Annotated in this window: 10 protein-coding genes; 8 read left to right on the top strand and 2 right to left on the bottom strand. The window is 44.1% G+C overall.

The annotated features are described in order from the left end of the window. Positions 1-21 precede the first annotated feature (21 nt). Positions 22-717 carry a futalosine hydrolase gene (gene mqnB, locus Q0R52_RS23780; RefSeq protein WP_295799540.1) on the bottom strand — a complete coding sequence of 232 codons (696 nt, stop codon included), beginning with the start codon at positions 715-717 and terminating at the stop codon, positions 22-24. Between the two features lie 79 nt (positions 718-796). Between mqnB and Q0R52_RS23775 the strand changes: the two genes are divergently transcribed. The 4 genes from Q0R52_RS23775 (at position 797) to Q0R52_RS23760 (ending at position 6,706) form a co-directional block, all read left to right on the top strand. Next, a complete protein-coding gene (locus Q0R52_RS23775) occupies positions 797-1,213 on the top strand; it encodes a 6-carboxytetrahydropterin synthase (RefSeq protein WP_295799612.1) in 417 nt (138 codons plus the stop codon). Between the two features lie 9 nt (positions 1,214-1,222). Further along, on the top strand, positions 1,223-1,861 hold the full coding sequence (gene folE, locus Q0R52_RS23770) for a GTP cyclohydrolase I FolE (RefSeq protein ID WP_295799535.1): 639 nt from the start codon (positions 1,223-1,225) through the stop codon (positions 1,859-1,861). 117 nt (positions 1,862-1,978) lie between these two features. Next, on the top strand, positions 1,979-2,863 hold the full coding sequence (gene fabD / locus Q0R52_RS23765; protein WP_295799531.1) for an ACP S-malonyltransferase: 885 nt from the start codon (positions 1,979-1,981) through the stop codon (positions 2,861-2,863). Positions 2,864-2,974: 111 nt separating this feature from the next. Further along, on the top strand, positions 2,975-6,706 hold the full coding sequence (locus Q0R52_RS23760) for an ATP-binding protein (protein ID WP_295799528.1): 3,732 nt from the start codon (positions 2,975-2,977) through the stop codon (positions 6,704-6,706). A gap of 164 nt (positions 6,707-6,870) precedes the next feature. Here the strand turns inward: Q0R52_RS23760 and Q0R52_RS23755 are convergent, their stop codons facing one another. Then, positions 6,871-8,193 (bottom strand): amino acid permease, encoded by a 1,323-nt coding sequence (locus tag Q0R52_RS23755; RefSeq protein ID WP_252791132.1) that lies wholly within the window; start codon positions 8,191-8,193, stop codon positions 6,871-6,873. Positions 8,194-8,567: 374 nt separating this feature from the next. Between Q0R52_RS23755 and Q0R52_RS23750 the strand changes: the two genes are divergently transcribed. From Q0R52_RS23750 to Q0R52_RS23735, 4 genes are all read left to right on the top strand, one after another. Further along, positions 8,568-9,188 carry a hypothetical protein gene (locus tag Q0R52_RS23750; protein WP_295799525.1) on the top strand — a complete coding sequence of 207 codons (621 nt, stop codon included), beginning with the start codon at positions 8,568-8,570 and terminating at the stop codon, positions 9,186-9,188. Positions 9,189-9,457: 269 nt separating this feature from the next. Beyond that, complete coding sequence (locus Q0R52_RS23745) at positions 9,458-11,608, top strand: carboxy terminal-processing peptidase (protein WP_295799523.1); 2,151 nt, start codon at positions 9,458-9,460, stop codon at positions 11,606-11,608. 190 nt (positions 11,609-11,798) lie between these two features. Beyond that, on the top strand, positions 11,799-12,926 hold the full coding sequence (locus Q0R52_RS23740; RefSeq protein ID WP_295799520.1) for a ligase-associated DNA damage response exonuclease: 1,128 nt from the start codon (positions 11,799-11,801) through the stop codon (positions 12,924-12,926). Beyond that, positions 12,923-14,539: an ATP-dependent DNA ligase gene (locus Q0R52_RS23735; protein WP_295799517.1), complete on the top strand. Its 1,617-nt coding sequence runs from the start codon at positions 12,923-12,925 to the stop codon at positions 14,537-14,539. Before Q0R52_RS23740 ends, Q0R52_RS23735 begins: the two co-directional genes overlap by 4 nt. Positions 14,540-14,573: the final 34 nt, after the last annotated feature.

Here is a 14,573-nt window from a genome sequence, read left to right as displayed (position 1 = left end):
TCCTCGCAATGACAAATTGTGTTAAGCGTACAGCTTCAAAAACTCAGCCGCAAAGGTATTCAGATTTTTTATGGCGAGCCCTATGTTCCAGGCATCGCGATTGCGCTTTTCAACATAATTTGACACAGCCCTGATTTGGAGGCACGGCACATCAAACTGTTTGCAGGCATAAAAAAACGCGGCGCCTTCCATACTTTCAATTTGCGGTTTCAATCTTTCTGCTACTTTTTTTATTGAAGCCTCATTGCCGTGTACCGTATTTACTGTAATTGCAGTTGCTTGTTTAAGGTTAAAAGTATTGAACAGGTTGTACAAATCGGCGAGTTTTTTTGAGGGATAAAACATTGCTTCGCCAAAGCCCATTTCGGCTATCGGCAAAAAACTAAGGTCATCTTCGGCGCCGAGTTCGGCAAAAGTGTCTTCAGTTATTTCAACTACATCGCCCAAGGCAATGCTGCGGTCAAAACTACCGGCAATACCCAGGTTAACTACCAAATCGTAAGTATTTGACGAAAGATGCTTGCCCAATGCAAAAGCTGTAGCTACCATACCTACACCAGTTATTAATACTTCATAGTCAAAAGTCTTAAGCCCTGAGTCTTGAGTCTCATTTTCAAACTCCTGACTCTTGATTCTTGACTCTTGATTCTTACTTCCGACTTCGGACTTCAGACTTCCGACTTCTTCCTCCGTCGCAACTACAACCAGTATCCGCATATTATTGCATTTTTTTGACGGCTAAGTTAAAACATAACGCCTGATTTTGTTTTGTATATTTGCACCATTATTTGTTATGATGATACATATTACGCGCAAAGAACATTTCAACGCGGCACACCGGATGTACCGCGAGGAATGGAGCGAAGAGAAAAATGCAGAAGTATTCGGAAAGTGTGCTAACCCAAACTGGCATGGCCACAATTACAATTTGTTTGTTACCGTAAAAGGTGAGGTTACCCACGCCACTGGTTACCTTATCGACCTTAAGGAGCTTAAAATAATAATAAACGATTATGTAATTGAAAAACTCGATCATAAAAACATCAACAAAGATGTCCCTTTTATGGCAGGCAAAATGGCATCGACCGAATTGCTTTGCATCGAAATTTTCAACCAGCTGAAAGCGCCGATTGAAGCCTACCCTGGCGTGTTTTTACATTCGGTTAAATTATACGAAACTGAAAATAACAGCGCCGAGTACTTTGGCGGCTAATCCCTTAAGATGAATAGCAACAACCATATCCCCGACAGGGACGAAGATATTGACGGCTACGTAAAAATTGACCGTTACAACCCGGATTTAATACAGAGCCTATCAGGTCATTATCACGAGGTATTGAAACAAATTGGCGAAAAACCCGAGCGCGAAGGCCTGTTAAAAACCCCTGAGCGTGTGGCAAAGGCATTGTTATATCTAACCCAGGGCTACGACCTTGATGCCAAAGAGATACTTAACTCGGCCATGTTTAAAGAAGATTACAGCCAGATGGTAATAGTAAAAGACATCGAGGTATATTCGATGTGCGAACACCACATGCTGCCTTTTTTTGGCAAAGCCCACGTGGCTTATATCCCCAACGGGCACGTTGTTGGCTTAAGCAAAATACCTCGTGTGGTTGATGTTTTTGCAAGGCGCCTGCAAGTTCAGGAAAGGTTAACCAACGAAATACGTGATTGCATTCAGGATACACTTAACCCCTGGGGCGTAGGTATTGTAATAGAATGCCGCCACCTTTGCATGAGCATGCGCGGCGTACAAAAGCAAAACTCAGTAACCACCACATCGGCATTTACCGGCGAATTTTTAAAGGAAAAAACGAGGACAGAATTTTTAAATTTGATATCAGCGAAGCTGGGATAAGGTTCATTTGTTCACTGGTTCATTAGTTCATTAGTAAAATAAAGTTTTTTAACTTGCATGCTGTTGGACTCTGCACCAATGAACCAGTGAACAAATGAACCAATTAACAAAATCACAATGAAAGCATACATCTTCCCGGGACAAGGCGCCCAGTTTGTAGGAATGGGTAAAGACTTATACGAAAAGTCGGAAAAGGCAAAAGCTATGTTTGAACAGGCCAATGAAATACTTGGTTTTCGTATTACCGATTTGATGTTTGAAGGCACCGAAGAGGATCTTAAGCAAACCAACGTAACCCAACCCGCGATATTCTTACACTCGGTAATTTTGGCCAGTGTTTTGGGTGATGACTTTAAGCCCGAAATGGCTGCCGGTCATTCTTTAGGCGAGTTTTCGGCACTGGTTGCATGCGGCTCACTTTCGTTCGAAGATGGTTTGCGCCTGGTGGCAGCACGTGCCAACGCTATGCAAAAAGCCTGCTTACTGCAGCCATCAACCATGGCGGCAATTATTGGATTGGATGATTTTACAGTTGAGGACATTTGTCACCGCATAAGTGATGTTGTTGTACCGGCAAATTATAACTGCCCGGGCCAGCTGGTAATATCGGGCACCATTGCCGGTGTTGATAAAGCTTGCGAAGAACTTACCGCAGCCGGCGCCAAACGTGCGCTAAAACTTAATGTTGGTGGTGCATTCCATTCACCATTAATGGAAGCCGCTCGCGTTGAGCTGGAGCATGCCATAGTACACACCGAGGTTAAAGAACCCGTTTGCCCTATCTACCAAAATATTGACGCCAAACCATATACCGACCCGGCACAAATAAAACATAACCTTATAGCACAACTTACGGGCCCCGTGCGCTGGACACAGACCGTTAAACACATGATGGAAGACGGCGCAACCTCGTTTACAGAAGTTGGACCGGGCAGCGTTTTACAGGGCCTGGTTAAAAAGGTCGACCGCCATATGCCTACTGAGAGTGCAGTTGTGCAGTAAGTCTTTAGTCGGTAGTCTAAAGTCAAAAAAAGAGCGACTTAAGACTTTAGACTTAAACCAAACTTAGGACTGTTTTTTTGGTTACATTTGGTGTCACTACAGATAAATTACTTGGCTACCTCCGGGAAAATACGTTTAATGCTGGCGCTGCTATGTGCCAGCTTGCTTTTAACGGCAGTAATTGTCCGTAGCACGTATACCCCTGTAACCAACCTCGACCAAACCGCCAAACTGCTTGAGCATAACCTGCGGCAGAAAGAGGATGACGTTAACGCCTTTATAAACAACAAAAGCAATTTCGACGGGTTAAAAACGCTGCTGACGGCCCCACAGCTTTCGCTGGACCTTATAAAACAATTTACTACCGATAAAAGCATTTGGTTTATTACCCTAACTAATAATCGGCTTAGCTTTTGGAGCGGCATAAAAGTGATCCCGAGCCGCCCGGAAGCTATTAAAGAAGGTTACAGCTTTCACCATGAGGCCAACGGCTATTATGAAGTAATAAAAAAGAGCGAAGGTGATTTTTCGGTGTTGTTTTTTATCCCGGTTAAATTAGATTACAATTTCCAGAACGAGTACCTTCAAAACACATTTGCTGTTGATTTATTGAAAGACAACAATATTGAAATAGCCGACTTTACCGATAAAAGCGTTTATGAACTGCACAGTACAAACGGAACCTATTTATTTTCAGTAAAACTAAAACAAGGCGAGGTAAGCCATTCATTTTTTTATTACGAAATAACTATCTGGCTGTTAACGCTGTTATGCTTTTGCGTATTAATGAACAACATATGCAACTACATAGCAGCTAAAGGTTATCTTATCATCAGTTTAATAACACTGGCCGCATTTATTGTGCTGATGCGATGGGTAAACCTTTACTTCGGCTTGCCCGAGCTAAGCTATAAAGCGGATATTTTTAGCCCCACGCTATATGCATCGAGCATGGCGTACCCCTCGCTGGGCGATTTGTGCCTCAACATACTCTTAATTTGCTGGTTTGTTAGCTTTTTGTATACCAGGCGGCGTGCCTTGCTTAGAGCAACTTCAAGCAAAGCCGCAAGCTACTCTATTTTAATAGGCGGCACATTGATACTGTTGGCAGTAGCGACGCTATTGCTAAATATCTTTAGCGGACTGGTAATAAACTCGCGCATTAACTTTGACGTTAGTAACGTACTTAACCTGTCGTTTTTCAGCGTATTGGGCTTAATTATGCTTTGCTTCAGCTTCCTGATTTTCTATCTGCTGATTGAAGTTTTTTTAACCGTTATTAGCCGCCTTTCTATTTCTAATCTAAACAAGGTGCTGGTGGTGCTTTCGGGAGTTATTTTGGCAACAGCAATTGATACTTATTACCGCGACTTTAGTTTGTTTTATATTTTTTGGGCAATACTGCTTTTTGCGCGGGCGTACGCTCACCGGTATCACAATGGCAGGTTAAATGCTATCTCGCTGTCGTTTATAATTTTAATATGCTCGCTGGTGTCGGCCATAAAACTCAACTATTTTGAGTCGAAAAAGGAAAACGACACGCGTAAAACTTTTATTCAAAAACTAGAGGCGCCTACCGATGCAAATGCCGACTTCACCTTCAAAAAAGTTGAACACCAGATCATCACCGACCCTTCGATAATTGCCTATTTTACGGATAGCATCCACAACACAAACTACATTAAAACCCGGCTGCAAAAACTATATTTTAACGGAACCATGTCGGTTTATGACTTTACCGTTCATGAATTTGACGACCTGGATCAACCGCTTTCTGCCGATAAGACGTACCTGTTAAATGTGTTTAAAGACATGGTGCAATACAGCTCATTAAAAGTGTCGGATTACTTTTACAAAGAGAACGAATCGTTTGGATTTCAAAATTACTTTGGGATATTACCCATCGCAAAAGACAATAAAAAGCTGGGGACAATTGTAGTGTACCTAAAATCTAAACCGCAGCAAACAACTATGTCGTTCCCCGATTTACTCGTCGACGGGCGCATTAACCGCGATGACGAGTTTAAGAACTACTCGTATGCGTTTTATAGCGACAATAAACTGGTTACCCAAAGCGGCACTTATGTTTACGATCTAGAAAACACCCAATTTAAAGGCCTATTAAAACAATACGAAACCAAAACCACCCGTGGCAACAAGCCGCAATGGTACCTGTATTTTACAAACTACAACCACCTCATTTATAAGCCAAGCGAGCGCTATTTAATAGTGGTGAGTAAAGAACAAAACCTGCTATTCATTTCTATAACCTCGGTCACCTTCTTCTTCGTTGTGTTCCTGTTATTCAGCGTTTTAATATTACTGACTGGCTGGCTGTGGATAAGGATAAAAATATTTAATGTAAAGAACAACCGCATTGGGTGGGCGTTCAAAATAAATTTCGACCTGGTACTTTATAAAACCCGCATACAGTTTTCAATGATATTTGCGGTAGTGGCAACGCTGATTGCGGTGGGCTTTATTACATTTTTTTCGATAAGTACCCAATACCAAACCCAGCAGGATAAAACCATTCGCGAAAAAATAACCCGGATAGCGTCGGCGTTCGAAAATAACCTCAACAAATATTTATCGGGTGTTAATGAAGAAACGCAGGTTAGTTTTAACGACTTCGCCAATACCTATGGCGCCGATCTTACGTTGTTCGATCGCAATGGCGCTGAGTTGATTAATACCCAGCCTAAAATATACGAGTTTGGCTTGCAGGCCCGACGTATGAATGCAAAGGCGTTTGTAAACCTGGGCAAACTGCAAAAATCGGAATTTTTGAATGATGAGGTTATTGGCCGACTAAACTATAAGGCCGCTTATGTGCCCATACGCAACGCAAACGAAACTGTGGCTTATTTGCAGTTGCCCTATTTTGGTAACGAGGCCGAATATAATGAGCGGATAGGTGCACTGCTAAATATTATGATAAATGTTTACGCATTAATTTTTATTGCGATAGGCTTGTTTGCTGTAATTATTGCCCGCCAGATAACCGCTCCTTTAAACTTTATACAACTCAGTTTAAGTAAAACATCATACGGAAAAAAGAATGAACCGATACGCTGGGACCGTAACGATGAGATAGGCGCTTTGGTGAAAGAATACAACAAAATGATTGCTGCGTTGGAAAACAGTGCGCAAAGGCTGGCGCAAAGCGAAAGGGAAAGCGCCTGGCGCGAAATGGCAAAACAGGTTGCTCATGAAATTAAAAATCCGCTAACGCCTTTAAAACTTGGCTTGCAACTGCTCGATAAATCGTGGAAAGACAAGGACCCTAAGTTTGATCAGAAATTTGAGCGTTTCAGCAAATCGTTTGTTGAACAGATAGAAAGCCTTTCGAACATTGCATCGGAGTTTTCGGCATTTGCAAAAATGCCAGATACCCGGTTGGAGCGGATAAATATTTTTGAAATATTAACACAGGCTGTTACCATTTTTAAGCAGATGGATAACATTAAAATTGTTTACCAGGCCCCTGAACTTCCGTTTATAATTAACGCCGACCGCGACCAGTTGTTGCGTTGCTTTAACAACCTGTTAAAAAACGCCATTGAGGCCTCCCCATCCGACAGGATGGGTATAATTGAAATAAGCCAGATGATAACAAATAAAAACATTTTGCTTACAATAAAAGATAATGGCAACGGTATTCCCGAAAACGTGCGCGAAAAGATATTTGAACCAAACTTCACCACTAAAAGTTCCGGTACAGGCTTAGGGCTCGCCTTTGTTAAAAACTCCATTGAAAACGCCGGCGGTAAAGTTTGGTTTGAAACAGAAATTGGCAAAGGCACCACATTTTACTTCAGTTTGCCGGCAGCTTTGGCTTAAAGAGAAGCAAGAATTCAAGAATCAAGATGCAAGAAAAAACAGGACATTTCGCAACACCGCGTAAGTCTATCTTAATTCCCGCATCTTAGTTTCTTGACTCTTGAATTCTTGGCTCTTGATTCTTGAATTCTTGGTTCTTGATTTCTTGACTCTGACTTCTCCACTCAATTATTATCTACGGTCACCTTCTTCTTATAGGCTATCCACACGTAAAACGGCAAACCGGCCATCAGGCATAAAAAGCCGTAATAAACCGTGTCAGGGCCCGAGCCCGCTATGGCCCAGATGGAATAACAAAAAGCCATAACGCCTACTAACAAGCCAACAAACAGGCCACCCTTGTAAAGGTGTTTGGTTTGCAAACGTACAATCATAAACGCGGCCGAACAAAAAAGATAAGGTACCAGCGTAGTAAAGGTCGACAGCAGGATTAATATTTTAAACTGCTCCACCAGGCCCTTGGTGTAGTTCATCAGCATAAACAATGACACAAACGTGCTGCTAACTGCTATCCCGACAAAGGGGGCGCCTTTTTTGTTTTGTCGTGCAAATATTGCCGGGAAGAGTTTATCCTTTGCTATAGCATAAGGTAGCTTGCCCTGTATCAGCGTCCACCCGTTTAGTGCACCGAACGCGGCAACGGCCATACCTGCTGCAGCCCAATAGCGGGCGTTGTTACCAAACATGATAGCCGCAGCATCCGCATACGGCGTAGGAGATTTGGCCAGCGTCGCCGCCGGGATAATGCCCATAATGCTTATACTGCCCAGCAAATACACCACGGTGCAAATCAGCAAGCCGAGCATGGTTGCACGCCCGATGGTTTTACCGGGATTTTCCACGCTATCAGCTGGTATCGTAGCACATTCAATCCCCACAAACGAAAACAGGGCAATAGTAGCCGATTTATTGATAACATTATAAATGGAATCGCCGCTGCTGTTAAACGGGTGAAAATTCTCCAGCCTGATAAAAAACAACCCGCCGACAGAGATAACTACCAATGGCGTTAACTTCAGGATAGTTGTAACCAGTTGCATTTTGCCCGATGCGGTAACCCCGCGCATATTTACCCACGCCAAAAACCATATGGCCACCAACCCCGTCGAAACAGCCAGCACCGGGCTTTTAGTCAGGATCGGGAAAAACGTACTCATGGCACTAACAAACGAAATGGTTATAGCCGCATTAGCAGTAATTATTGAAATATAATATCCCCAGGCAATCATAAAGCCGGCAAAATCGCCGAAACCATAATGGGTATAAGCATATGGGCCACCGACGCTTTTGGGCACCATCTCGCTCAGCCTGCTAAATACACGCGCAACAAAAAATGCCCCGATAGCAGAGAATAGCCACCCCAGTAAACTTATACTGCCAAATGAGGCCATTGCCGCCGGCACCAGGAACACTCCCGACCCAATCATGCTGCCAACTACCAGCGAGGTGCTTGTCCATATACCTAATTTTTTTGATGCGCCGGCCATATACTATATTGGGTTTTTACGTTTAAATGCGGGTAAAGTAATTTTTAAATATATTGATATAGTTGGGATTTACGAAGTTTTGGGAAACGATGTCTTAGCACAGGCCTACGACCTACGCTGACGGATGCCGCCCCGTTGGGGCTGGGTGCTTCGCCTTGGTCACAAGTCATAGCTTTGTTTGCTTTTTAAAAGAATCAACATTTTAAATTTGAAGAAGAACCTTAAAGCCCCAATGGGGCGCGATTCATCAGCACAGGTCGCAGGCCTGTGTTAAAACGGCAGAAATGTGAACATGTTGATTTTTAGCGATTCTTTCATTTATCGAAAATTATTTACCTTTACCTGATTAATTTAAACTTGGGACAAAAGATTAAATGAGGATAACCCTTCTTATTATATGCTGCTTATATGGCTTTTCGGCATCCGCTCAATGGTATCGTCTGGATTTTAAAAAGCATATACGATACCCCGAAATTGAGCGCACCAACATCAATTTTGTTTCGCGCATAAATAGTAAGCCGGCTTTAAAACCCGTTAAAATTCAAAGAATTACACTTAGCCGTAGTGCGTATAGCCTGGAGGCTGCCGAAAACATGGTAATGCGCGATGCCCAGCACAATATGCGGTTCAGGGTGTACGCCGATGCCAGCTATAACTTTAGCGAGCTTGCCAAACTTTATATTCAGCAAAACCGCTATTCGGAAGCAAAATGGTATTTACTGCAAAGCAACATTATATCGCGCCAGCAAAATGATGATAAACATACCATTGCCAATTTGATCGACCTGGCCATGATAAAATCAGACCTTGGCGATTTTGAGCAGGCTAAGCAGGATCTTACCGAGGCGCATGATATGGCTGCCTTACACGGCTTTTCAACTGATGTAGCCACCATCGAAAAAAAGATGGCCTACATTAAACTCAACAAAAACAACGCTCCTAAGACTGATGTTCGTTACGCCGAAAATGCGTTGCTCAATGCCAAGGCAGAATAAAGGTGTGCGAATCTCACCTTTTTATGCGGGTAAATCATACTCGCTTAGTTAATGCCTGCTATTCAATTTGCAACTACACAATAAATTTGTAACATTACCGTAAAATGTATGTGTATTTTGTAAAAACAATACAAACATTATTGTAATATTGTTATTCATTATTAAGACGGCACATTAGCTGTCTTTTTTTGTATTTAGATTAGTAAATGAAATTTTAGGCACAAGTATTGATGTTTTATAAAACCCCCGACTTAAAGCAAGTAAAAGATATGTTCAAAAAAGTTTATTTAGTGCTGGTGCTTGGTGCCACACTGGCCTGCAGCGCTAAACCAGCCAAAATTATAAAGGTTGATGGCGTAAAAAACATACAGCCCGACGAGCAGCAAAGCATCGTTTGCAAAACTATTGCCACGCTGATATCAAAATACAACTACAAAAAAGTTGAGTTGAACGATTCAATTTCGGTAGTTATATACAACCGCTATTTAAAAACTATGGACGAAAGCCACAACTATTTCATGGCTTCGGACATACTGGACTTTGATAAGTATAAAACTGTTTTGGATGACGATGCCAAAACCGGCAACCTTAACGATGCTTTCTACATTTTCAACGTTTATCAAAAAAGATATATCGAGCGTATGACATACTCGATAAGCCAATTAGATAACAATTTTGATTTTTCGAAAAGCGACAACTTTACTTACGACCGCGATAACCTGCCGTATGTATCGTCGGTAGCCGAAATGAATAAATTGTGGACTGAGCGCGTAAAATACGACATGCTCAACTTAAAATTGGCAGGTAACGATGTTGCAAAAAGCAAAGATTTACTGAAAAAACGTTACGAAAATTTGTTATCGCAGGCTAATAAATTAAACAACCAGGATGTGTTCCAGGTGTTTATGGATGCCTTTACCGAGTCTATCGACCCACACACAAGCTATTTTAACCCGGCAAACGCAGCCAATTTTAATATCGACATGTCGCGTCAGTTGGAAGGCATCGGTGCCGGTTTGAATATCGAGAATGAGTTTGTGATCATTAAATCACTAACAGCTGGCGGCCCAGCCGAGAAAAGCAAGCAGGTAAATGTTGACGACCGTATTGTTGGCGTTGCACAAGGACCAGGCGGCGAGTTCCAGAACGTAGTAGGCTGGCGCATTGACAATGCCATTGCCCTTATCCGTGGTAAAAAAGGAACAATTGTACGTTTGGAGCTTTTACCAAAAGGCCAGAGTGTGGGCAGCAAGCCTAAAATTGTGGAGCTTACCCGCGAAAAAATCATCCTGAAAGACGAATCAGCGAAAAAGGAAATCCGTACATACAATCAAAACGGTAAAATTGTTAAGATAGGTGTTATCTCTGTCCCTGCATTTTATATCGATTTTAACGATTACAAATCGGGCAACCCTAATTACAAGAGCACCACGCACGACGTTAAGTTATTGATTGACTCGTTAAAACAACAAGGAGTTGACGGTATAGTAATGGACATGCGCCAAAACGGTGGTGGCTCGTTACTTGAAGCTGTTGACCTTACCGGCCTGTTTATTAAAACCGGTCCGGTAGTACAGGTACGCAACCCAAACAACGAAATTGAAGTTGATAAAGATGAGGACCCAAGCGTAGCCTACTCGGGCCCGCTGGCTATTTTAGTCGACCGCTTTAGCGCTTCTGCAACCGAGATATTCTCTGGCGCGATACAGGATTACGGCCGCGGTATAATTTTAGGCACTCAGACCTACGGCAAGGGTTCGGTTCAAAATGCTATTGATCTGGACAGGGTTATCCCGCCATCGATGCTGGAACGCGCCGCTGCGCTTGTAGGGAAAGACAAAAAATCGGTTAAAGTAAGTACCGGCAGCCAGAGTGTTTTTGGTCAGCTGAACTTAACTATCGCCAAGTTTTACCGCATCACCGGTAACTCTACGCAACATAAAGGTGTAACCCCTGATATTACTTTCCCTTCTGTTATCCCGATGGAGAAATATGGTGAAGACACAGAGCCATCTGCAATGCCGTTTGATATAATTGCCAAAAGCGATTACACCAAGGTCGGCGACTTTACATCCGTGTTACCGCAGCTTACAAAACTTCACGATGCACGCATGGCAACCAGCCCTAACTACAAATTTATGCTGGAAGACATTGCCGAAGGCAAAAAACACGAAGCTGAAAAAAGCGTGACCCTTAACGAGCAAAAGCTTAAAGACCAGCGCGATAGCGACGAAAAGAAACAATTTGACGAAAACAACCAGCGCCGTGTGGCAATGGGTCTGCAGCCGCTTAAAAAAGGCCAAACCCGTCAGCGTGGCGAAGACCTTGACTTCCTGAAACGCGAAGCTGGCCAGATATTGACAGATTACATTACACTGGATAACAAATTTAGCAGCACAACATTACCAGCTGGTAACTAACAAATTATCCTGACTGAAATATTGCAAATCCTGGCCCCGGCCGGGATTTGTTGTTTAGAAACTAATCAACAATACAAGCCTCAGCGTTCTCTGTGCCTGCTCTGCGCCTCTATGGTAAAATAGCCACGCAGATACTAAACCTGAAAACACCCGGCTTAAAACCAATTTCCTAAATTCAGGTTATTAATCTATGTCCAAAAAACCACTGCTCGAATTTACCGACAAAGGGATTTACTGTGCCACCGGTAAATTCTATATCGACCCATGGAAACCGGTTGACGACGCAGTGATAACCCACGCCCACGCCGACCATGCCTATTTGGGCCATAAACGTTACCTGGCGCATCATTTCTCGCGTGAAGTACTCTTGTATCGCCTTGGCGAAATCAACCTGCAAACTGTTGAGTATGGTGAAAAAGTGATAAAGAACGGTGTAGAGATTAGCCTGTTCCCTGCCGGGCATGTCATCGGCTCGGCACAGGTAAGGGTGGAATATAAGGGGGAAGTTTGGGTGGTATCCGGCGATTATAAAGTGGAAAATGATGGCATTTCCACGCCTTTTGAGCCGGTGCGCTGTCATCACTTTATATCTGAATGTACCTTTGGTATGCCCGTATACCAGTGGAAGCCGCAAGCAGATATTTTTAACGATGTAAACAGCTGGTGGCGCAGCAATGTAGACCACAACCAGGCCACGGTGATTGTGGGGTATTCGTTGGGTAAAGCGCAGCGCATTTTGCAAAACCTTGATTTATCCATCGGCAACGTTTACACCCACGGTGTAATTGAAAATACCAACGAAGCACTGCGCCGCAATGGCATAAAACTTAACCCAACGATCCGGATAACGCAGGATACGCCGAAGGAAGAGGTTCGGAAGGGTATCATCCTTGCGCCGCCATCATCTGTAGGCACGCCATGGATGCGAAAGTTTAACCCTTACAGCTTTGGCTATTGCTCGGGCTGGATGGCCATACGCGGGGCCAAGCGCCGCCGGGCGGCCGACAGGGGCTTTGTACTATCAGACCATGCCGACTGGGACGGCCTCATAAGCGCCATTGACGCCACGGGCTGCGAAAGTGTTTACCTGACGCATGGCTACACTGCGACTTTTACGAGATATTTAAACGAAATAGGCTTCGATGCACATGAGGTACACACCCTTTACGGCGACGATGAAGGAATTAACAGTGTGCCGGAAGAAGAACCAACGGTTCATCCAACCACCTCGAAGGCAAATGGCTTTGAAAAGAGCGAAGCTCAAGTTCTCTCCTTCGGGGAGGATTTAGGTGAAGCTAAAAAGGAGGTCAAAATATGAAAGCCTTTGCCCAACTATTCCTTTCCCTCGATGAAACCAACAAAACCAACGAGAAGGTTAAAATTCTGAAAGATTATTTTAACACTGTGCCCGATACGGACAAAATGCACATGCTGGCCTTGTTTTCGGGGCGCAAGCCTAAACGACAGATCAATTCCACCCTGGTGCGCAATTGGGCTATCGAGGCGTCAAAAATCCCTGCGTGGCTGTTCGAGGAAAGTTACCACGTGGTAGGCGACTTAGCCGAGACCATGGCTTTGTTGCTGGCGCAAAACCGGGGCAGCAGCCACAAAACACTTACCGAATGGATTGCCGAGATAAATGCCCTTAGTACCAAAACCGAAGAAGAGAAAAAGCTTTGGCTCATGGATTCGTGGGCGATGCTGGATAGCAGCGAGCGCTTCGTGTTTAATAAATTGCTTACGGGTAGTTTTCGGGTTGGCGTGTCGCAAAGTTTGGTTATAAAGGCGCTGGCTGATATTACCGGTATTGAGGCCCCTGCCCTAACCCACCGCATAATGGGCAGCTGGATGCCGGAGACTTATACCTACGAACAACTGGTACGGGAACAAAGCGCATCCGACGATATCTCGCGCCCCTACCCTTTCTTCCTGGCTTACCCCATACAGGAAACATCCGAAAAACAAAAATCGACAGATGAACTGAAAATTGATTTAGGGGATGAAGACCAATGGCAGGCCGAGTGGAAATGGGATGGCATACGCTCGCAATTGATTAAACGCGGCGGCGAGATTTTTATCTGGAGCAGGGGCGAAGATTTGGCAACCGATAAATTCCCCGAGCTGCACCCGTTTTTACAAGCCCTGCCGGATGGTACAGTAATAGACGGCGAATTGCTAAGCTTTCAAAACGGGCAGCCAATGCCTTTTAATGTTTTGCAAACACGCATCGGCCGTAAAAACCTCAGTAAAAAAATATTGGAAGAAAGCCCCGTTGCAGTTATTGCTTACGATTGCCTGGAATATAAAGGCGAAGATATCCGCCATAAAACTCAGGCCGAACGACGGGTGATTCTCGAAGGATTACAGGCGGCAACGCCCTTCCCGGAAATGTTCCGTTTATCTGCATTGATACCATTTAATACCTGGGAGGAGTTGGGACAAACCCGTGAACAATCGCGCGCAATGATTGCCGAAGGCATTATGCTGAAACGAAAAAGCGCCGCCTACCAGGTTGGCCGCAAGCGCGGCGATTGGTGGAAATGGAAGATCGATCCGCTATCCGTCGATGCTGTGATGATATACGCTCAAAAAGGCCACGGCCGCCGCGCCGATCTCTACACCGACTACACCTTTGCCGTATGGGACGGCGACAAGCTCGTCCCCTTCGCCAAAGCCTACAGCGGCCTCACCGATGCCGAAATAAACAAGGTCGACTACTTCGTCAAACGCAACACCCTCGAAAAATTCGGTCCCGTACGCACCGTAAAACCCGAGCTGGTTTTTGAAATTGGTTTTGAGGGCATAAATAAATCCACCCGTCACAAATCAGGGATTGCTCTGCGTTTCCCGCGCATTTTACGATGGCGGCTTGATAAGCCGAAAGAAGAAGCCGACACAATTGAGAGTTTGAGGGCGTTGTTGGGAGAGTGAGAGGTTGGCATTAATATATTCAATAGGTTGCGTA

It is taken from the genome of Mucilaginibacter sp., from assembly GCF_025359345.1.
GTDB lineage: Bacteria > Bacteroidota > Bacteroidia > Sphingobacteriales > Sphingobacteriaceae > Mucilaginibacter.
The sequence above is the reverse complement of the archived record's forward strand: the minus strand, read 5'-3'. Positions and strand labels throughout refer to the sequence as shown.

Excerpts from the sequence above, each read along its gene's own strand:
- mqnB (WP_295799540.1), bottom strand. The coding sequence starts at position 717 with ATGCGGATACTGGTTGTAGTTGCGACGGAGGAAGAAGTCGGAAGTCTG.
- Q0R52_RS23775 (WP_295799612.1), top strand. The coding sequence starts at position 797 with ATGATACATATTACGCGCAAAGAACATTTCAACGCGGCACACCGGATG.
- folE (WP_295799535.1), top strand. The coding sequence starts at position 1,223 with ATGAATAGCAACAACCATATCCCCGACAGGGACGAAGATATTGACGGC.
- fabD (WP_295799531.1), top strand. The coding sequence starts at position 1,979 with ATGAAAGCATACATCTTCCCGGGACAAGGCGCCCAGTTTGTAGGAATG.
- Q0R52_RS23755 (WP_252791132.1), bottom strand. The coding sequence starts at position 8,193 with ATGGCCGGCGCATCAAAAAAATTAGGTATATGGACAAGCACCTCGCTG.
- Q0R52_RS23750 (WP_295799525.1), top strand. The coding sequence starts at position 8,568 with ATGAGGATAACCCTTCTTATTATATGCTGCTTATATGGCTTTTCGGCA.
- Q0R52_RS23745 (WP_295799523.1), top strand. The coding sequence starts at position 9,458 with ATGTTCAAAAAAGTTTATTTAGTGCTGGTGCTTGGTGCCACACTGGCC.
- Q0R52_RS23740 (WP_295799520.1), top strand. The coding sequence starts at position 11,799 with ATGTCCAAAAAACCACTGCTCGAATTTACCGACAAAGGGATTTACTGT.
- Q0R52_RS23735 (WP_295799517.1), top strand. The coding sequence starts at position 12,923 with ATGAAAGCCTTTGCCCAACTATTCCTTTCCCTCGATGAAACCAACAAA.